General features: G+C 47.3%; 23 protein-coding genes. 11 read left to right on the forward strand and 12 right to left on the reverse strand.

Annotated elements, in window-relative coordinates:
- The first annotated feature begins 92 nt into the window (after positions 1-92).
- The gene (locus P2H89_RS27405; RefSeq protein WP_275833136.1) at positions 93-617 is read left to right on the forward strand and encodes a 5'(3')-deoxyribonucleotidase; all 525 of its coding nucleotides are present in this window, start codon (positions 93-95) and stop codon (positions 615-617) included.
- A gap of 249 nt (positions 618-866) precedes the next feature.
- On the opposite strand, the gene P2H89_RS27410 is transcribed toward P2H89_RS27405, so the two are convergent.
- The 7 genes from P2H89_RS27410 to P2H89_RS27440 all read right to left on the reverse strand — a co-directional run bounded on the left by P2H89_RS27410 (position 867) and on the right by P2H89_RS27440 (position 5,932).
- Positions 867-1,277, reverse strand: coding sequence for a T9SS type A sorting domain-containing protein (locus P2H89_RS27410; RefSeq protein ID WP_275833138.1), 411 nt, complete (start codon positions 1,275-1,277; stop codon positions 867-869).
- Between the two features lie 91 nt (positions 1,278-1,368).
- The gene (locus tag P2H89_RS27415; RefSeq protein ID WP_275833141.1) at positions 1,369-2,313 is read right to left on the reverse strand and encodes a DUF6089 family protein; all 945 of its coding nucleotides are present in this window, start codon (positions 2,311-2,313) and stop codon (positions 1,369-1,371) included.
- Positions 2,314-2,462: 149 nt separating this feature from the next.
- Complete coding sequence (locus tag P2H89_RS27420; RefSeq protein ID WP_275833143.1) at positions 2,463-2,924, reverse strand: GNAT family N-acetyltransferase; 462 nt, start codon at positions 2,922-2,924, stop codon at positions 2,463-2,465.
- Between the two features lie 38 nt (positions 2,925-2,962).
- Complete coding sequence (locus P2H89_RS27425; protein ID WP_275833145.1) at positions 2,963-4,243, reverse strand: replication-associated recombination protein A; 1,281 nt, start codon at positions 4,241-4,243, stop codon at positions 2,963-2,965.
- A 67-nt stretch (positions 4,244-4,310) separates the two neighbouring features.
- Positions 4,311-4,844, reverse strand: a complete 534-nt coding sequence (locus P2H89_RS27430) for a hypothetical protein (RefSeq protein WP_275833148.1) — start codon at positions 4,842-4,844, stop codon at positions 4,311-4,313.
- 17 nt (positions 4,845-4,861) lie between these two features.
- Entirely contained in the window at positions 4,862-5,365 is a 504-nt protein-coding gene (locus P2H89_RS27435) for a hypothetical protein (protein WP_275833151.1), read from the reverse strand.
- Positions 5,366-5,401: 36 nt separating this feature from the next.
- On the reverse strand, positions 5,402-5,932 hold the full coding sequence (locus P2H89_RS27440) for a GNAT family N-acetyltransferase (RefSeq protein WP_275833153.1): 531 nt from the start codon (positions 5,930-5,932) through the stop codon (positions 5,402-5,404).
- Between the two features lie 204 nt (positions 5,933-6,136).
- On the opposite strand from P2H89_RS27440, the gene P2H89_RS27445 reads away from it, so the two are divergent.
- The 4 genes from P2H89_RS27445 (at position 6,137) to P2H89_RS27460 (ending at position 11,281) form a co-directional block, all read left to right on the forward strand.
- A complete protein-coding gene (locus tag P2H89_RS27445) occupies positions 6,137-7,423 on the forward strand; it encodes a T9SS type A sorting domain-containing protein (RefSeq protein WP_275833155.1) in 1,287 nt (428 codons plus the stop codon).
- A gap of 797 nt (positions 7,424-8,220) precedes the next feature.
- The gene (locus P2H89_RS27450; RefSeq protein WP_119053687.1) at positions 8,221-8,889 is read left to right on the forward strand and encodes a response regulator transcription factor; all 669 of its coding nucleotides are present in this window, start codon (positions 8,221-8,223) and stop codon (positions 8,887-8,889) included.
- 81 nt (positions 8,890-8,970) lie between these two features.
- Complete coding sequence (locus P2H89_RS27455) at positions 8,971-9,813, forward strand: aminotransferase class IV (RefSeq protein WP_275833157.1); 843 nt, start codon at positions 8,971-8,973, stop codon at positions 9,811-9,813.
- Positions 9,814-9,964: 151 nt separating this feature from the next.
- Entirely contained in the window at positions 9,965-11,281 is a 1,317-nt protein-coding gene (locus P2H89_RS27460; RefSeq protein WP_275833159.1) for a deoxyribodipyrimidine photo-lyase, read from the forward strand.
- Positions 11,282-11,332: 51 nt separating this feature from the next.
- Here P2H89_RS27460 and P2H89_RS27465 read toward each other — a convergent pair whose 3' ends face one another.
- On the reverse strand, positions 11,333-12,163 hold the full coding sequence (locus P2H89_RS27465) for a 1,4-dihydroxy-6-naphthoate synthase (RefSeq protein ID WP_275833160.1): 831 nt from the start codon (positions 12,161-12,163) through the stop codon (positions 11,333-11,335).
- A complete protein-coding gene (gene mqnB, locus P2H89_RS27470) occupies positions 12,160-12,813 on the reverse strand; it encodes a futalosine hydrolase (protein WP_275833162.1) in 654 nt (217 codons plus the stop codon). Before mqnB ends, P2H89_RS27465 begins: the two co-directional genes overlap by 4 nt.
- A gap of 123 nt (positions 12,814-12,936) precedes the next feature.
- Between mqnB and P2H89_RS27475 the strand changes: the two genes are divergently transcribed.
- From P2H89_RS27475 to P2H89_RS27495, 5 genes are all read left to right on the forward strand, one after another.
- Positions 12,937-13,347, forward strand: a complete 411-nt coding sequence (locus P2H89_RS27475) for a 6-carboxytetrahydropterin synthase (RefSeq protein WP_275833165.1) — start codon at positions 12,937-12,939, stop codon at positions 13,345-13,347.
- 63 nt (positions 13,348-13,410) lie between these two features.
- Positions 13,411-13,827, forward strand: a complete 417-nt coding sequence (locus tag P2H89_RS27480) for a 6-carboxytetrahydropterin synthase (protein WP_275833167.1) — start codon at positions 13,411-13,413, stop codon at positions 13,825-13,827.
- A 45-nt stretch (positions 13,828-13,872) separates the two neighbouring features.
- Positions 13,873-14,469: a GTP cyclohydrolase I FolE gene (folE, locus tag P2H89_RS27485; protein WP_275833169.1), complete on the forward strand. Its 597-nt coding sequence runs from the start codon at positions 13,873-13,875 to the stop codon at positions 14,467-14,469.
- Positions 14,470-14,634: 165 nt separating this feature from the next.
- Positions 14,635-15,525, forward strand: a complete 891-nt coding sequence (gene fabD / locus P2H89_RS27490; protein WP_275833171.1) for an ACP S-malonyltransferase — start codon at positions 14,635-14,637, stop codon at positions 15,523-15,525.
- Positions 15,526-15,633: 108 nt separating this feature from the next.
- Complete coding sequence (locus tag P2H89_RS27495) at positions 15,634-16,053, forward strand: hypothetical protein (protein ID WP_275833173.1); 420 nt, start codon at positions 15,634-15,636, stop codon at positions 16,051-16,053.
- A 32-nt stretch (positions 16,054-16,085) separates the two neighbouring features.
- On the opposite strand, the gene P2H89_RS27500 is transcribed toward P2H89_RS27495, so the two are convergent.
- From P2H89_RS27500 to P2H89_RS27510, 3 genes are all read right to left on the reverse strand, one after another.
- On the reverse strand, positions 16,086-16,553 hold the full coding sequence (locus P2H89_RS27500; protein ID WP_275833175.1) for a GNAT family N-acetyltransferase: 468 nt from the start codon (positions 16,551-16,553) through the stop codon (positions 16,086-16,088).
- A gap of 24 nt (positions 16,554-16,577) precedes the next feature.
- On the reverse strand, positions 16,578-17,798 hold the full coding sequence (locus P2H89_RS27505; protein ID WP_275833177.1) for a PLP-dependent aspartate aminotransferase family protein: 1,221 nt from the start codon (positions 17,796-17,798) through the stop codon (positions 16,578-16,580).
- 67 nt (positions 17,799-17,865) lie between these two features.
- Positions 17,866-18,858, reverse strand: a complete 993-nt coding sequence (locus P2H89_RS27510) for a beta-ketoacyl-ACP synthase III (protein WP_275833179.1) — start codon at positions 18,856-18,858, stop codon at positions 17,866-17,868.
- Positions 18,859-19,294: 436 nt separating this feature from the next.
- Here P2H89_RS27510 and ruvA point away from each other — a divergent pair, with 436 nt between their 5' ends.
- Positions 19,295-19,879 (forward strand): Holliday junction branch migration protein RuvA, encoded by a 585-nt coding sequence (gene ruvA, locus P2H89_RS27515; protein ID WP_275833181.1) that lies wholly within the window; start codon positions 19,295-19,297, stop codon positions 19,877-19,879.
- Positions 19,880-19,882: the final 3 nt, after the last annotated feature.

The raw sequence follows: 19,882 nt of genomic DNA on the forward strand, positions 1-19,882 counted from the left end.
CAATAAGTGTTGCGGGCTGCAGGCACTGGTAAAAGTCATCGATATACTTTTAACGGTATCTGCAGCTCGTGGCGTTAAAAAATAATACTGCAATGGAAAGAGTAATTATCGACATGGATGAAGTGATCGCCGATCCAATGGGTGATATGATCACTTGGTACGAAAGTCAATACGGAAACAAAGTGGATTACAGCAAGATGGCCGGTTCCTGGATTAAAGGATTTCCCGAAGAGCATCACCAACTGGTGTGGGACAGGTTGAAGGCGCCCGGCTTTTTCAGGAACCTGCCGGTGATGAAGGATAGCGTGGAAGTGCTGAAAGAAATGAACCAGAAATATGAAATATTCATTGTTTCGGCCGCGATGGAGTTTCCCAATTCCTTAAAAGATAAGTACGACTGGCTTCAGGAGCATTTTCCCTTCTTCAGCTGGAGGCAGATCACATTGTGCGGCGATAAACGACTGGTTTACGGCGATTATATGATCGATGACCATACACGCAACCTTGTTCATTTTCCGGGCAAGAAACTGCTTTATACGACGCCTCACAATCTTTTAGAAACAGAATATGAACGCCTGGGCAGTTGGGCCGATGCCGAAAAATTATTCCTTAAATAGGATAAATACAGACCGCCGGCCATTACTCATAGCCGGCGGTCGGAGGATACTGGGTTGACCAGCATTAATTCGTGTGTTCCAATAAGCGGGTGCAGGGAGTGATCAATAAAATCTTTTTTATCAGGGTACTTGGGAACTTATAGGGAACGGATCGGTTTTTTGACTCAACCGGATATTTGGATCTTACTAATTTCCCTGCTGCTTATTGGTGATTATTTCGGAAAAACAATTTGCCATTTTGTAGCGGGGCTATCGAATGAAAACCTGTCCATTCTCGATGCGCTCGTCTTCACTGAATATTTCATACAGGTAACTCCCTTTTCCCATATTGTTAAGAACGGTGGTTTCTTTGTTTCGGATGTTTATACGCTTCACCAACTTTCCTTCTACATCAAATAAGTATAACTGATACAGCCTGCCGTCTTCACCGTTGACGCTGAAGAACAGCACCTGGTTGTTAACGCTCGGCGTCAATTTGATCTTATGTTTTCTGGTATTCAGTAGCTTTTGAACCAGGATGGTGTCTGCCGGCTGCGAGACTCGTGTATGGGGTGATGCAACAGTAGCTGCATTACTACCAAAGCACAAAGCAAACATTCCAATGGCCAGTAAGGACATGGAATATCCACGTAGATTGCTCTCTGGATTAGTTCTCAACATAGGGTGACCTTTGGTTAAAAAGGCGGATAGTTTTCAAAAAAGGGGTACGGATCAACAAATGCTATATAACGGAACAACTACATCAGTTTCATTAGAACCTGATCGGGCAACGTGTCGACGTGCCGTAACGGTCACCATTACCTAAACGAAAGCCAACCTTGATGTTGAAGGTATAGTAGGCGTCGTTGTTGGTTTTTGTACCGCGTTTGTCACCGGGCTTATAGATTCCGCCAATCGACTTATTGGCCATGGCGGTGGCAGTTCCGATAAGCTTCGGATCGAGATTTCCTTGAAAATCTGCTGGGTTTATGTATTCCGTGCTAACGTCATCAAGATAGTCGGTCCTTAAGATCCTGTGCAATACTTCAAGGGATACGTGCGTATTTTCCGTGATGAAATATTTTACACCGGCACCTACGGGAAGATTGATCTGGGTGAGCTTGTAAGGCTTTCTGTCGGCATACTGGGGAAAGCCCTGGCCTTCTGTATGCAGTGGTTGCAGGTCTACCCAGGTATTGGCGTTTAGCTGTCCCTGAGGATTAAACTTGAACACACCGATACCAGCTACCACATAAGGCCTCAGTTTCAACCAGGTATCTTCAGGATCATTTTCAATTAAAGTAGTGGGGTATATTTCCGCCAGCAACATCAATTCTTTTATCTTGGTGCGGAAGTTGGAGTTACGATTTTTCCTTGTGTCTTCCATTCCACCCTTCGATTTGATCTTGGCATCGTCTGCTTCCAGGGTGCCGAAGTTGAAGGCCAAACGAAAGTTTACATAAGGTTTGGGTGAATAGCCAAGGTAACCACCCCACATAAATTTCGTCTGCTTGAAATTGTTGTCTTTAAGAAAGGTTTGCCCTTTACCCTGTGCACCTTGAACGTCGGTGAGGGCATTTCCGGGCCCCATTGTCATGCCTATTTCCCAATAGGAAGTGCTTTCACTAATTTGGCTAAACGAAGTGTAGTTTGCCGAAAGGACAATAAGCGTTAGTGCACAACACTTCCGCACAGAAGCGTGTAGATACTGTTTCATGGAATATCAGATTTAGTTTTCAGATGGTCTGGGATCCGGCGTCTAAAATAATAGGCGCTGAATTTCCTTACAAGGAAACGAAGAAATATTTCTTTTTTGTGTGCGGCGTGGAAAAAATATATGAGTATAGGGGAATTCCTATAGCGGGATTAACGTGATTCAACTAGTAACATTTCGATATGCTCGATGCCATCTTCCAGATAAACTTCGCTGGATTGTTGAAAACCAAAGGATTCATAAAACCTCTGAAGGTACAGTTGTGCTCCGATGCGAATGGGCCCCTGGCCAAAAAGCTGGTAGCAGCTTTCGATGGATTTTTGCATCAACTGGCGGCCGGCGCCCGATTTTCTCATTTTGGGAGAGGTTACCACCCGGCCAATGGACATTTCTTCGTAGGATACGCCGGCCGGAACCAGTCGCGTGTAAGCAGCCAGCAGGTCGTTTTGCCATCCCATCAGGTGCATGGACTTTTGATCCTTATTGTCCATATCCTGGAAAGCACAGTTTTGCTCTACTACAAAAACTTCGCTCCGCAATTGTAGCAACACATAAAGTTCTTGTGTGGTTAATTCATTAAAAGACTTGCAGGTCCAGTTGATAGAGCTATTCATAGTAACACTTAGAAAAAGAGATGATTGATTGTTTGCTGTTAATATCCATATTTATCCTTCCACAATCCTTTTAGGTAGCGGCGTAATTCCTCTTCCCTTGCATTACGGCCCGGATCATAGAATTTAGTGCCGGCCAGCGCAGCAGGAAGGTATTCCTGACTGGAGAAGTTATTGTCATAGCTGTGCGAATACTGGTAGTCTTTGCCGTAACCAAGGTTCTTCATCAGCCTGGTAGGGGCGTTACGGATATGAAGAGGAACAGGAAGATCACCATGCTGTTTTACAGCAGCAAGGGCCGCATTGATCGCCGCATAGGATGCGTTGCTCTTCGCCGATGATGCCAGGTACACAGCACATTGTGATAAGATGATCCTCGATTCGGGGTAGCCGATCTTCGTGACGGCGTCAAAAGTGGTATTAGCCATCACCAAAGCAGTAGGGTTGGCATTGCCTATGTCTTCACTGGCGAGTATTACCAAACGGCGTGCAATGAATTTTACATCTTCACCGCCTTCAATCATCCTGGCCAGCCAATATACAGCCGCATTAGGGTCGCTGCCTCTGATAGACTTGATGAAGGCTGAAATGATATCATAATGCTGTTCGCCACTTTTATCATAGATAGCAATTCGCTGTTGGGCAATGCTCATCACAGTCTCGTCTGTGATCCGGATAGGGGCGCTTTCTGTTTTTGAACTGAGCGTGTCAACCACCAGTTCGAACAGGTTCAATAACTTACGAGCGTCGCCACCTGAAATATTGATGAGTGCGGCTGTTTCTACCAGTTCGATCTTCTTTTGGGCAAGCACATCATCTCTTTGCATGGCCTGCTCTAGTAAAGTGATCAGGTCTGCTTCGTCAAGCGCCTTTAATACATACACCTGGCTTCGGCTGAGCAAAGCGCTATTTACTTCAAACGACGGGTTCTCTGTAGTAGCACCGATCAGCGTAATGATCCCTTTCTCAACGGCTGCTAGTAGTGCATCCTGCTGGCCTTTGTTAAATCTGTGTATCTCATCAATGAAAAGAATGCCTTTTTGCAAGGCCTTTGCAGTTTCTATGGCTTCCCGAACATCCTTGACGCCCGAACTGATGGCGCTTAACGTAAAAAAGGGCGCTTTTAAAGTGTGGGCAATTATATTCGCAATTGTTGTTTTGCCTGTACCCGGCGGTCCCCACAAGATCATCGAAGGAACTTTCCCCTGTTCGATCGCGGTACGTAAAATACTTCCTTTGCCGGCAAGATGTTCCTGTCCCACCAGTTCGTCCAGCGTTTCCGGACGCATTCTCTCAGCCAATGGCGGCAATGTGCTTTTCATGCCGACAAGGTAAGGAAATTCAAAAAAAGGGCAATATTCTTACAGGAGAGGATGCAGCTCCAACAGATTACCTGAGTGGGATCTCATTGCCAGATTCTTCGTCATCCAGAAAGCTATCCAGGGCCATTTCATGATTACGGCGGATCGCTTTTCTGAGCGAAACCTGGAACCAGAGAATGTACACACCGGTCAATCCGATGAGGGCAATGGCAGCCGCTACAAGATATCCTATGAGGTCTCGGCCCATACTGCCGCTCTCGCGGGATAACAAGGCTACAAAAGCGGCAATGGCGCCTGTAACAGCGGCAACTATTGATAGCAGCGCAAGGATAAACAGTGCGATAGAAAAGCCTCGTAGCCTTTTACCTGGTACTCTATCAGGGTAATATCTTTCGAGGATCAATATATTAACGCTGCTGTTCGCCAGCAAAGTGGTGGGAAACAAGATCAGGAGAATCAATGCCGCTACATCTTCGAACGACCTGAAATTGAACCTCGATTCGGATAGGCCTATTACCGCCAGGGCGGCGATCAAAGTAGTAAGCGCCATGTGCAGGTAACTGAGGAGCCTGAATATTTTCCATCGTAACGGTAACATCATGTGCAGGGGTAACTGGGTTAAGAATCTTGTTGGTCAAACTGATGATACCACTCGTTTATGGTATTCTCATAGATCTGCTTGCGCAGCTGGTACATGCCAAACAGGAAAAGCAGGTGAAAGAAAAATACAACGATGGATTGTAATATATAAAAGATTAGGGTGAACAGTAAGCTGTTGCGTACCAGCGTCTGTAGGTTGATCAGCGGCAGGATCCGCCACATCTGTACTGTTTTCGCAAAAAGGAATGCGATCAGCAGGAAGTTGATCAGGAAAAAAATATTGAATCGCCTTTTTTGTTTCAGTGTCAAGGGATTGTTAGGATAGTTATCATGGAGGATGGATAATCCCTGGAACAGGAAAAAGGAAACCAACAGATAGCACACAACACTGATCAGGTCACTGATCGTATCTACGTGATCAAATAGCCGGCCGGTGTTAATGGCCAGCGAATAGATCACCAGGATCAGTTGTATGATACATAATATACGAAATAACTTCCAGTGCAGGGGCAAACCATTCATAGACCACAATATAAAAAAACAAAGGCACAATGTGGCCTAGGTCCAAAATGGCGCATAGACCGTTTGCAGAATTGCCTTTGCTGTGATATCCATCTCTGCCGAATGAATGATCGCCGGCATGCTCATGAGGCACATGGGAATCGCTGGTTCTCCTTTTCTATAGGGAGGCTGTTCATAAACAAAGGGGGCTAGTATAAAGCCGTTCCTCTCATAAAAGCCTATCCGCCGTTTGCTGAATTCATCGGTTGGGGGTTCTACTTCCAGCACCAACCGGCGGCGGGAAGTTTCGATAATAAGTTGAATTACCCGGCTTCCATAATGTTTTCCTCTTAAAGACGGATCAATGGCAAAGTGTTCAAGGTACTTCCAATCGCCCGCTTGCCATAGGATTGCAAAACCGATGAGCAATGCATCGTCGTTGATGGCCAGCAGTTGCATGGGATGATGGTCGATAAGCTCCACCACCTTGTCCCAGGTTCTCCTTTCAGATAAAGGGAAAGAGGTTTCATACAGATGCTGTATGAAAGGAAGCGAAAGGTGATTCCGGTCGTCGATGCAGGTTAGCATATGAATAAAGATATTAATGTCTTGAGCGAATATGTTTTTTTGTCATAGCTATTGTAATTAATTGTATTAGATATTAAACAACAGGTAATTATGAATCAGTTGTTCAAATAAAAAGAAAGAGTTGTTAACAATTATCAACTTTTGCTTTCATTAGTAAATGTTTTTTTCTATCCTTGTCCCAGATTCCGTGTTAAATTCAACCCTATGTATCCTAACTGTACCTATGATTTCAAAATCCGAATTGTGTCCTGGCGCGACTGGATCAGCCGTATCACAGGACTGACCTGCATCATACTTGCAGCGTCGATGCTTATGCCTTCTGCGGCCACAGCACAATGTCATTATCCATCCATGACGTTTGTTTCTCCCAAGTTAATGAGTGGAACAGCCCGCCAGGTAGGGGCAGTGTATAAATTCTCCAATGTTACAACCGGTGTAGACGCCACCATTCAGATAATGGCGCTTGTTGGCGGTGCCGGCCTGAACGATATGGATAATACCTCTCAGGGTTATTACGATGCCTGGCAGCCTTACGTTACGGCAGGCGCCAGCGGAACGTCTTACCTTGATTGGAAGATCGTTTTTAAAAAGGCTGGTACGAATACCGATACGATACTTCCCTGTTTGTCTATCACTGCAATCGATATTGATGGTGATGGAAGTAAACTAAAGGAATTTATCGTAGCCTCTACCCCGGGAGCTTATGCGGTAGACCCCAACACATTGCTGAACGTATCATTCGATGGTGTAAACTCTCATGCCATTGGTACCGTATTAACGGTGCCCAATATCGATACGAATGCAACGAAGTATATGTTCCAGATGAACTTTACCAACGTTGGCACCATCATTTACCGGAATGGTTCGATCTCTACAAAAACAAGCTCCGATGTAAGACATACCTGTATCTATTTCAAGTCTTTCTTCGAATCGGGACTCATTACGTTACCCGTACAGATCACTTCGTTTACCGGTAAAATGGTTAGTGAAGGAGTTAACCTCAATTGGGTGGTATCTAATGAACAGGACATACAACATTTTGCCGTTCAAAGAAGCCCCGATGGATCTAATTGGGAAAACGTAGGCAAAACCGAGGCCGAGGAAGGAGTTCGCAGCTACCATTATATGGATAAATCAGGAGCCACTGGTAAAGCGTACTATCGCCTGGTGCAGGTAGCAACAGGTGGCAGTGTTGGATTCTCGCGTATCATCGCTATGAACCAACCCGGAGGCTTGCTGAGCATAAACATGCCGACGCTCGTTTCCAGGCAAATACCCATCAACCTGGATGCGCCGGCTGCCGAGAATTATCAGTTCGCGGTATACAACGGCCAGGGAGTATTGCTGACGAGAAAAACATTTGCAGTGCAAACAGGTTTGAATTCACTGCAATTGGACCTGCCTGCCAGCCGTGCTGCTGGTATCTATATGATCGCCATCCGTAATGGAAAAGGTGAAATTGTAGAGCGCAAACGGATCCTCGTTCAATAAACCAGCATCTATTTAAGAACCTTAAATTCTTCGATATATAGTATAAAATCTACCTTATTTAGAAACCGGATAACCGCTTACTCAACTATGATATCGGCTTATCCGGTTTTCTTATGCCCGGCGCTGCCGGTTGGTTGCCGCCGGGGCTAAACGAAATACAAAAAGGCGACACTTCTCAGCATCGCCTTTTTCACGCAAAAAAATTTAATCACGGGGCTCGCTAACCAAGTTGGTTTTTCCCGGATTACCTGGACTAAAAAGGATCAATTTCAAAGGAATGGATTCAGACAGGGTCGATTGGCAAGTTATCGCTATTGGCATTCAGAGATACACAAAAAGGTAATTGTTTTCAAAGGGTGTGATCGCCTTATTGTTTAGGTATGGGTTACAAGGTACCGGGTGCACGGAAAAAGAAAGTTGACTGACATTGGATTTTAGCTGGCTTCATAGAATATTAGAATTCTTTCTGGACGGTAATTTAAAGGACATTGGATGGTCTGAGGTTGCTAATCCTCGTCAATCAACTTCTAAAGCAAAAATAAATGTGGATAAGTATGTGGACAAGCGAACTAATGCTTCATTTTAACATTTCAGTTTTTACTAATCTCATCGTAATAAACCTATGAAAACAAGGAAAACCACTTATTGCAGCATCGTAAATGTTCTAATTGAAAATAGTTTCGACTATATTAGTAATTAGTATAATTTCGTAAATATCCTATAGTATTTCTCACGAAAAAGTCGCATTTTGTTCGCTGAATGAAGCGTACCCCTTATATTTTTAAAATACAACCCGAATGAAAAACATCGACAAGGTGATCAAAGTGGCTATAGCCGACGACCATGCCCTATTCCGGGCAGGGGTTAAAACATCCCTCTCCTCCAAGAGGGACGTGGAGTTGATTGCCGAGGCAGACAATGGAATGCAGCTGCTCAACCTGCTCAAACACATCGAACCAGACGTTATATTATTGGATATCCAAATGCCGATCATGGACGGTATTCAAACCCTTCCGGAGATCAGGAAAGTGAGGCCCGATGCGAAGGTGATCATTCTTTCCATGCACAACGACCACTCCATGATCAGCAAGCTCATGGAAATAGGGGCCAACTCCTATCTCACGAAGAACTCCGATTCAGAGACTATTTACCAGGCCATCAAAACCTGTTACGAACAGGAGTTTTTCTTCAATGAGCTCACGAATAAAGCATTGTTGACAGGGCTTAGGACCAAGCGCACCGATTTGGCCAGCCCGCAGGAAGTTAACCTGTCCGACAAAGAAACCAGGGTTTTGAAGCTGATGTGCGAGGAAAAGACCACCAAGGAGATTGCCGATATCGTAGAGATCAGCCCGCGCACGGTAGAGGCAATTCGGGATAAGCTTAAAACAAAGACAGGCGCCAAATCCATGGCGGGCCTGGTAATGTATGCCGTAAAGAACGGGATCATCGATCAGCCACAATAAAGCCTGAGGGGGGAATTGCCTTCGATGGGTGAAAAAATATAATATCTTACAGCCGGTTGGGGAAGCCCGCCGGCTTTTGTTATGAATAGCTATATCTATTATAATGATAAAATTCTGCCGGCAGGTACACCGCTGGTGTCGGCGGATAACCGGGGCCTTCGATATGGCGACGGTCTTTTTGAAACCATGCGGGTGGTTAAGGGGCAGATCGTTTTGGAAACCTATCATTTCGAACGGCTTTTTGCCGGCCTGCAGCTGCTTCGTTTTCAACTGCCCGTTCTCTTTACCCCGGCACATCTCGAGGCCGCCGTTTTGGAGCTTTGCCGCAAAATGAAAATAGAAACGGCGGCGAGGATCCGACTCAATATCGTGCGGGGTAGTGGCGGCCTCTACGATCCGGAAAACCACCAGCCCAACCTGATCATCGAAGCCTGGCCACTCGACCCACCACGTCAACTTAATGAAAATGGGCTCCACATCGATATTTATGATCAGGTGCACAAACCGGTGGATATACTCGCGAATATCAAATCCAACAATTATCTCCCTTATGCCCTCGCAGCCGTACACGCCAAAGAGAACAGGCTCAACGACTGTTTACTGCTCAATACGCATAGCCGAATATGCGATGCTACTATTGCAAATGTATTTTGGGTAAAGAACGGCGACCTGTTTACGCCCCCTTTATCAGAGGGGGGAATAGCAGGTGTTATGCGGCGCCACCTGATAGAAAGCATGGCTCACGGGCCAACTGGCGTTAAGGAAGATGTGCTCACGCTTCAAACGCTTGCCCAGGCCGATGAAGTGTTCCTGACCAATGCCATCCAGGGCATTAAATGGGTGGGGAGGTATCGTGATAGCTCCTATACCAATAAAGTGGCGACAACTGTTTTTAACAGCTTCGTTCAGCCACTGTGGAGCTAATCCGAAGGCAGGGTTCCCCTGACTAAAGCAACCTCTCATGATGGATGGAGCGGACAAAAGCGAGGCCTGCGTGTTTAAGTATTCACCATTGGTCATTAAACGGACCTTCACAAATGAAAGAGGCAGCTGCTTTGTAGGTATCTTGACTGCCATGTCTCATAAAAGTACTCCTGTCAACATATTCTGGTTTCGCCGCGACCTGCGCCTCGATGACAATGCGGGCCTTTATCATGCGCTCAAAGCCGGGATACCGGTGATCCCCCTCTTCATTTTCGATCGAAATATTCTCGATCAGCTTGAGGACAAAGCTGATCGCAGGGTGGAGTTTATCCGCGGAGCCTTGCTGGAGATGCAGGAGCAACTCGGGAAGTTGGGTAGTACCCTCGAAGTTTACTACGGTATTCCCGATCAGGTCTTTAATGAATTACTGGAGGAACATTCCATACAAAGCGTGTATACCAATCACGACTACGAACCCTATGCGCAGAAAAGGGATGAATCCATCCGCCGGTTGTTGAATGATCGGCAGGTATCCTTTCATACTTACAAAGACCAGGTGATATTCGAGAAAGGCGAAGTGGTCAAAGACGATGGAAGGCCCTACACGGTTTTCACGCCTTACAGCCGTCGCTGGAAAGCTGCCCTGAAGGATTTTTACCTGAAGAGCTATCCGGTAAAGAAGTATCATCAGCGTTTCTATCAGCAAGCACCAAAGCGAATTCCCTCACTAAACTCGATGGGGTTTGAAGAAACCCAACAGCCTTTTCCGCCCAAAACTTTGCGTGAGGAGTTGTTGAAGAAATACAAGGAACAACGGGATTATCCTGCCATTCATGGTACCTCGAAACTTGGTGTACATCTGCGTTTTGGTACAGTTAGCATCCGTAAACTCGCGCAAAAAGCATCCGGCTCCAGCGAAACCTTTCTGAATGAACTCATCTGGCGCGATTTCTACCATATGATACTCTGGCATTTTCCACAGGTAGGGGAGGGGAAGGCCTTTAAGCCTGAATATGAACACATCAGGTGGAGAAACAATGAGCAAGAGTTTGAGCGGTGGTGCACAGGACAAACCGGGTACCCGATCGTAGACGCGGGTATGCGCGAGCTTAATGAAACAGGCTTCATGCACAACCGCGTACGGATGATCGTTGCTTCCTTTCTCGCCAAACACCTCCTCATCGACTGGCGCTGGGGCGAAGCCTACTTTGCACTAAAGCTGCTCGATTTTGACCTGGCTGCCAACAACGGTGGCTGGCAATGGGCTGCGGGTAGTGGTTGCGATGCAGCTCCCTATTTCCGCGTTTTTAATCCCCACCTGCAAACGCAGAAATTTGATCCCGATTTGAAGTATATCCGCAAATGGGTGCCGGAACTTGAAGAACTAACCTATCCACGTCCGATCGTTGAGCACGACCTGGCGCGTAAACGTTGCCTGGAGACCTATGCCAAAGCCCTGAAAAAATAAATGGCCGACCTGGCTTCGCTATAGTTTAATAACACCGGAGGATAATCTGTATCACAGGAACACTGCGTCTTTCGACACTGTTGTGTTGTGCAAACGTGCATAGATGTCGAGAAACTGGCCTACTGCGGAGCGTCCTTCCTCGCCAAGATCGATAGAATAATTATTTACATACAGGTCGATGTGCTGGCGCATGACGGACTCACTCATCTCCTGCGAATGTAGCTTTACATATTCAGTGATCAGCGGATAGTTTGCGAACGCGAATTCAACACTGGCACGTATGAGGGTATTCACTTTTTGCTGCAGCGGAGTGCCCAGGGTTCGTTTCATGACGATGCCGCCAAGCGGTATCGGGCTTCCGGTTTGTGTTTCCCAGTACTCTCCAAGATCCATCAGCTTCACGAGTCCTTTGTCCTGGTAGGTGAACCTATTCTCATGAATGATCACTCCGGCATCCACGGTGGCGTCAATAACAGCATCTTCGATCTTTGAAAAAAGGGTAAACTGTTTCTTGCCCGCATCGGGGAATGCCAGTGAGAATAACATATGTGCCGTAGTGTGTTCGCCGGGAATTGCAATGGTGCTATTGTATACGGCATCGGCAGTGATGCCATTTTGTTGGGTGATCAGCAAAGGACCTACCCCTTTGCCCAGTGCACCTCCTGCAGGCAGTACGATATACTCTTTTAATACCAGTGGCAATACTCCGTAGCTGATCTTGGTAATATCCAGTTTGCCTTGCAGGGCCCACTCGTTGAGGGTCTGCACATCTTCCAATATAACTTCCACCTCAACATCGCCGGTGTCGATCTTTTTATTTACCAGGGCATCGAATATGAAAGTATCATTCGGACAGGGAGAAAAGCCTATACTAAGTTTCATAATGTCTTAATAATATTGATCAACTGTTCATTGAGCGCAACAATGGCCTCTTTCATTTTCCATTGTTGCTTATCCCGCACACCTACCATGTTCGAAACGGCCCTGATCTGCATAAAAGGGATATTTTCCCGGAGACACACATAGTGAAGCGCGGCACCTTCCATCGATTCAACAGTTGCGGGGGTATTTTGTTGAAAATGCTTTATCCTTAATGGATCGGTCGTTATTTCATTTACAGTAATGCCACGTACCAGCGCCAGGCCCAATCCCTCCCAGTTCGATACATGGGGGTTCTTTAGCCAGCGGGCATTGGTAGTTCCCGGCTCATCCTGCTGCAGGCCCATATCGAATAGGTCCTTGAAATGGCCTCCTTCTTCTACGCCCAGATCTCCGATCATTTCAGCATCCACCAATACCACCCTTCCGGGCTGAAAGTGCGGCGAAAAACTACCGCCGATTCCTGCCTGGATGATAAAGTCGGGCTTGTTGCCTGCAATTTGCCTGGTGAGGTGATAAGTGGTGGCCATACTGCCGATACCGGCCACCAGAATGCTTACAGCGTGGGGATGTATCGAATTGGAATGCTGCTGTATATAGTCTGTAACTGGTTGTATTTCAAAGGTTGTAGCGGCTACTAACAGGATATGCATGGTGCAAATATCCTGAAATCCCTATCATATATTACCTTTGCGCCTGATTTTATGAAGCCCCGGGTGCCGCTGGTTACCCGGGATTCTTATTACTGTCCTTTTTTGAATTGATAACGGAGGAATATGGTGTATCTCACCCGAGTTGAACATTTTAATGCAGCGCATAAGCTGTATAATCCCACGTGGACCAAGGAAAAGAATGAAGCCGTATTTGGTAAGTGCGCCAATGAACACTGGCATGGCCACAACTATGAGCTGCTGGTTACCATTAAAGGCGATCCTGACCCAGATACCGGATTTCTGTACGATGTAAAGGCGCTGAGCAAGCTTATCGAAAAGTACGTACTCGATAAGCTCGATCACAAGAACCTGAACCTCGATGTCGATTTCATGCAGGGTAAGATGTGCTCAACTGAAAACCTGGCCATCGCGATCTGGCAACAATTACAACCCCACCTGCCTGCAACTGTACGGTTACACTGTATCAAGCTCTATGAAACGCCACGGATATTCGTGGAATATTTTGGCGATTGAGCTAATTTGTCGTCAACCCGACAATTGCCCAAGCCGACTAATGTTATTTTAGTAATTTAAACGATGAACAAGAAAGTAGCGGTATACCGGAAAGAACATTTTAATGCAGCCCATCGTCTCTACAATCCTGCGTGGGACATGGCGAAGAATGATGAAGTGTTCGGGAAGTGCAACAATCCTAATTTTCACGGACACAATTACGAAGTGGTAGTAAAGCTGGTGGGTGAGCCCGACCCCGTTACCGGCTATGTTATGGACCTTAAACTCCTCAGCGACCTTATCAAGGAAGAAGTGCTGGAGCAGCTGGACCACAAGAACCTGAACCTCGATACCCCTTTCTTCAAAACACTCAACCCTACTGCTGAAAATATTTGTGTGGTGATCTATGATCTGCTGAGGCCCCGGATTGATGCAAAGTTCGATTTGCAGGTGAGATTGTATGAAACGGAAAGGAATTTTGTAGAGTACCCCGTAGTATAACCGGCAATACCTGCAAACGATATTCGAAACCAGAAATAGTATAGTATGGCATATATTAGAACAGAAGAATACGATGAGAAGACCACCACCGGATTGATGGAGAACTATCGCAATGCCCTGGCATTGCTCGGTGAAGATCCCAACCGGGAAGGTCTCGCAAAAACGCCCGAGCGGATCGCTAAGGCAATGCAGTTCATGACACAAGGGTATGGCCAGGATGCACATGCCATCCTCAACTCTGCCAAGTTCCATGAATCGGTGAGTGAAATGATCGTGGTAAAGGATATAGAGCTCTATAGCATGTGTGAGCATCATATGCTGCCGTTTTACGGGAAGGCGCATGTTGCCTATATCCCCAATGGATACATTACAGGGTTGAGCAAATTAGCCCGTGTGGTAGATGTGTATTCGCGCAGGTTGCAGGTGCAGGAACGTTTAACCACACAGATCAGGGATGCTATCAAGGAAACCCTTCAACCCCTGGGTGTAGCGGTTGTTATTGAAGCCTCTCATTTGTGTATGATGATGCGTGGCGTTGCAAAGCAAAACTCAGTAACAACTACATCGGCCTTCTGGGGCGAATTCGAAAAGAATGAAACCCGCAGCGAGTTTATGAAATTGATATCTTCTGATCTGCATTAAATAAATAGCTCCTAAACGTTGCTACGGGCAACGCATCGTAGAAGAATAAATTACGATGACGTTAATATTAAAGCAAAAGTTCGCAGTAGAACAATAAAACGTTGGACTTTTGGTTAGTTAAAGTCTTTGTGGCATTTTTGTTCGTCTAAACCTCTATAGCTTAATATGATGCATGCTTACGTATTTCCTGGTCAGGGTTCGCAGTTTCCGGGAATGGGAAAGGACCTTTACCGCCTCAGTGTATTTGCAAAAAAGTTGTTTGAGCAGGCCAATGAAATATTGGGCTTCCGTATTTCAGATGTGATGTTTGAAGGAACGGAAGAAGCGTTGAAACAAACCAAGGTTACACAGCCTGCTGTATTTCTCCACTCCGTGATAGCCTTTAAAGGTATAGATGCCGGTCGTCCCGATATGATGGCTGGTCATTCGTTGGGAGAATTCTCTGCATTGGTAGCCAGCGGTGCACTCAGTTTCGAGGATGGCCTCAAGCTGGTCAGCGTACGGGCACAGGCCATGCAGAAGGCATGCGAACTTACACCATCTACCATGGCGGCCGTGCTGGCGCTCGATGATGCCAAGGTTGAAGAGGTTTGTGCGGCCATCCAGGCCGAAACCGGAGAGGTCGTAGTTCCTGCCAACTATAACTGCCCCGGTCAGTTGGTGATCAGCGGATCTGTAAAAGGCATTGAAATAGCTGTAGAGCGCATGAAAGCAGCCGGCGCGAAAAGAGCATTGGTATTACCGGTTAGCGGTGCTTTCCATTCACCTCTTATGGAGCCGGCCCGTGAAGAATTGAAGAATGCGATCGAATCGATCACTTTCTACAACCCCACCTGTCCGATCTACCAGAATGTGGCAGCCAAAGCGGTGATCAATAAGGAAGAGATCAAAAAGAACCTGATCGACCAGCTCACAGGAGCTGTTCGCTGGACGCAAAGCGTACAAGCGATGATCGCCGATGGCGCTTACCGGTTCACGGAAGTAGGCCCCGGCAAAGTTTTGCAAGGGCTCATCAATAAGATTGATAAAAAAGTAGAGACAGAAAACGTTGACTAGTAACGTGTAATGTATTCTAAATAACGGTAAAGGCGGTCTTCATCAAAAAAAGGGAGCAGCTGCAACGATGTTTTCAGCTACATGGTCAAAGCCTGAAACTCCCTGCACATGAGACCGCTTTTACTTATCCTATTGGTGGCGTCATTGTTAACTGCCTGCGATAAAGACGACGACTCCTGTAAACCGCCAACCTCCGGCGTTTGGGTTGAAAAAAGCCAGCGCCTCGATACCCTCGATTTTAATACTCCCTCCGACTTCAAAATACACGATAACCCGATCGTTGAGTTCAATGCACGGCCGTTCATGGACCCCGCCGTGAGCACCCAGTATCCGCGCATTTACAGCACTATTTATGGTTATTATTATGAGAACGGGAACTTATATCTCCACAACATGGTCTCCGCCCTGTACAGGAACTATATTCCCTATCCTTACAAATGGGGACATGATTGCAAAACGATCACTATAAAGCGTTTTTACGATCGCAAATCGCTGCCGGAGGAGATCACCTTCGTGCGCATTCAATAATCACTTCCATGCAGGGGCGTGAAGCCTGCCAATTAAAAGCTGATGGCGCAGTTCATCCATCCGCCATCGAAGGCGGCATTGTATTTTTTATAAAAATTGATCGCCGGTTCGTTCCAGTCAAGTACCTGCCACACCATGCCGCTGTAGTTGCCTTCTTTGGCTTCCTGCAGTACGCGTTCGAACAATAATTTGCCAAGTCCCTGGCCGCGCATGGCTTCGCTCACCAACAAGTCTTCGAGATAAATGCGCTGGCCCTTCCAGGTTGAATAACGGATATAATATAAAGCGAACCCATGAATAATGGCGGGCTGACCAGCAGTAGCCTCCGTTTCCGCGACAAAAGCCCACCATACGGGGTTGGGTCCAAAGCCGCTTTCCACGAAATGTTCCATCTGCACGGTCACCTCATCGGGCGCTTTTTCAAATTCTGCCAGCTCCTGGATCAATTCCATTAACCGCGGACAATCTTCTTTGACAGCTCTTCTGATGGTGATGCTCATTTTATATCCTTGTTGGTCGGTGAGTTATTGTAAAGCCTGGTTGATATCGGCAATGATGTCTTCAATGTTCTCCATGCCTACGCTGATGCGGATGAGGCCGTCGGTAATGCCGTATTGTTCCCGTTTTTCCCTGGGCACACTGTAATGGGTCATCGAAGCGGGATGGCACATCAATGTATCGCAGGTACCGAGTGATACAGTGCGGGTGCACATCCTGAGGCGGTTCATCATTTGGATGCCTGCCTGCAAACCACCTTTCAGTTCAATGCTCAGCATAGCGCCTGGATGCCGCATTTGCCGCGCTGTTATGGCCTGGTCGGGGTGGGAGGCCAGGCCGGTATAATTTACCCTGGCTACCGATTTATGTCCTTCGAAGAACTTCGCGACTTCCATGGCATTGAAGCAATGTCGGTCCATTCTTACTTCCAGGGTCTTCATGCCATTGATCAACAGGAAGGCATCGAATGGATTGCTGTTGCCGCCGAGCATTTTGTGCACCTTATAGGCTTTGCCTTCCATGAATTCAATATCCCTGCCCAGGAACACGCCACCGATAGAAGTGCCATGTCCGTTCAGGAACTTGGTGGTGGAGTGGATCACAAAGTCAACGCCGTACTTAAAGGGCTGCTGCAGGTAGGGGGTAGCGAATGTATTGTCGCAGGCAATGATCTTGCCGTATCGTTTGCCGAGTTGCGTGAGTGCCTCGATATCTACACACTGTAAGGTCGGATTGGCAGGCGTTTCGATGTAGATCATCCTGATCGCCGGATCGGCCTTCAATGCCGCCTCGGCTTTATCGGGATCGCGCAGGTCGGCAATGATGGCGCTGATACCGAAATCAGGCATCAGGCGGTCCATCAGTTCCTGCGATCCGCCGTACAGCGAATAGTGTGAAAGTATTTTGTCGCCTGTCTTCAACGTACTCATGAACAGTGCACTGATGGCGGCCATGCCGGACGACTGCAGGTATCCTTTTACAGGAAGCGGCTGTCCGTTGGCGAGGGCAAAGCCCTCCATGGCGGCGATCTTGCTGGCTGCCTCATCCATCGTTGGGTTGCCCCAGCGTGAATAGATGTATCCTTTTTCTTCGCCGCTGAAGCGGCGCATGCCCTGCTCGGCTTCGTCGTAAACAAAGGTCGAGGTGGCATAGATAGGCGTGAGGTGTGCATACCTCGGGTCTTGTTCATGGCCTGCATGAATGGCCAGTGAGCCAAAACCCGAATAGGGTAGTTGTTGATCAGGCATGGAAATAGTTTTGTCAGTGTTGTGGCGTGCCGGCGACTGGTTTAATCAACGCCAGGAGTAAGCAGCCTTAATAAGCCCATTTCACCAGGGTAGCGCCCCAGGTAAAGCCCCCGCCGAAAGCGGCCAGCACGATATTCTCGCCCTTGTTCAATTGCTTCTCCCACTCCCACAAGCAGAGGGGAATGGTGGCGGCAGTTGTATTCCCGTAGCGCTGAATGTTCAGCATTACTTTGTCGTGCGAAAGGCCCATACGATCGGCTGTTGCATCGATGATCCGTTTGTTGGCCTGGTGTGGTACCAGCCAGGAGATATCGTTACCGGTGAGGTTGTTGCGCTCGAGCAGTTCGGCACTTACATCGGCCATCCCCTTGACGGCAAATTTGAATACTGCCTGTCCTTCCTGGTAGGCGTAGTGCTCATTGTTGGCCACAGTTTCTGCAGATGCGGGACGCAGTGAACCACCGCCTTTCATATGCAGGTAGTTGCCGCCCGAGCCATCGCTGCGCAGGATGCTGTCCTGGATACCCATGCCATCTGTGCTGGGTTCCAGCAATACGGCGCCGGCGCCGTCGCCAAATATGATACAGGTGGCGCGGTCATTATAGTTTACGATAGAACTCATTTTGTCGGCGCCTACCACTACTACTTTTTTGTAGCGGCCGCTTTCTACCAACGCTGCGCCGGTAGTGAGTGAATACAGGAAGCCTGAGCAGGCAGCCAGCAGATCAAACCCCCACGCATTTTTGGCGCCCAGTTTATGGCAGGCCAGGTTGGCGGTAGAAGGGAACATCATATCGGGCGTAACGGTGCCAACGATCATGGCATCGATCTCGGAAGGGTCGATCCCTCTTTTTGCACACAGTTCTCTCACTGCTGGAACTACCATATCTGAAGTAGCCAGTCCTTCGCCTTTCAATATTCTCCGCTCGCTGATGCCAGTGCGGGTACGGATCCACTCATCATTGGTCTCTACCATCTTTTCCAGGTCGAAATTCGTCAGCCTGTCTTCGGGAACATAGCCACCCACCGCAGTGATGGCAGCCGTGATTTTTTGACTCATGCTACTATTTATCGCTTTAGATATTGAATAAGTACATTCAAGAGGTGGCAAAATTAGGAAAAAGAGTCAATAGTCTGGAATTCAGGCGGTGAGCCCGGAAGCCGTTAACAGGGGAGGATCGCCAGCATCGACTGCTCCTGGGAAAAGCCAGTGAGGTCATTAGGGTTGTCACTAATCGCCTGCTGATAGGAGGAGCAGGCTGACCGGCTACGGGTGTCATATTATCTTAACAACAACAAGTTTAGCTTTGCTGTTGCCTTATTTACGGAATTGTGATGCCCGAAAAAGGTTTTCTCCGGGCCTTGGCACAGGCTTTGACAAGGGTAGCTGTTCTTCTGTTATCCGGCTGCGCAGGCCATCCAAGGGGCCTGTATACCAAAACGATAATGTGAAAACCGAAAACGACATTATACTTTAATTCCCTATTTTCGCAGCCATGATTGCGTTTATACGAGGCAATTTCGTGTACAAGACTCCTACTGTAGTGCATGTGGAAGCCCATGGTGTGGGTTACGAACTGTTGATCAGTTTGAATACCTATTCCGCTATTCAGGAGCATGATAAAGGGATGCTGTATACGTACCTGCATATTCGTGAGGATGCGCACATATTGTTTGGCTTCTCGGAGGTAGCTGAAAAGGAGCTCTTCCTGATGCTGATCAGCGTATCGGGAGTAGGTGCAGCAACCGCAAGGATGATGTTGTCTTCGTTGAAGCCTGACGAAATTGTCAGGGCCATCGCCAATGGTAACACCAAACAGTTGGAAAGTATCAAAGGTATTGGTCGCAAATCTGCAGAACGTATCGTGCTGGAACTGAGGGATAAAATAAGCAAAACCGCTCTGGATGCAAATATTCCCACACTGAAAAACAATACGTTGGAACAGGATGCGTTAAATGCTCTGATAGCACTGGGTATCCCCCGTGCAGCCGGTGAACAAGCTGTTCAGAAAGCCCTCAAAGCACAGCCGGACCTCGCCGTTGTAGAAGACATAATCAAGAAAGCGTTAAAAACACTCTAAGCC

This window comes from Paraflavitalea sp. CAU 1676, from assembly GCF_029223285.1.
Lineage (GTDB): Bacteria > Bacteroidota > Bacteroidia > Chitinophagales > Chitinophagaceae > Paraflavitalea.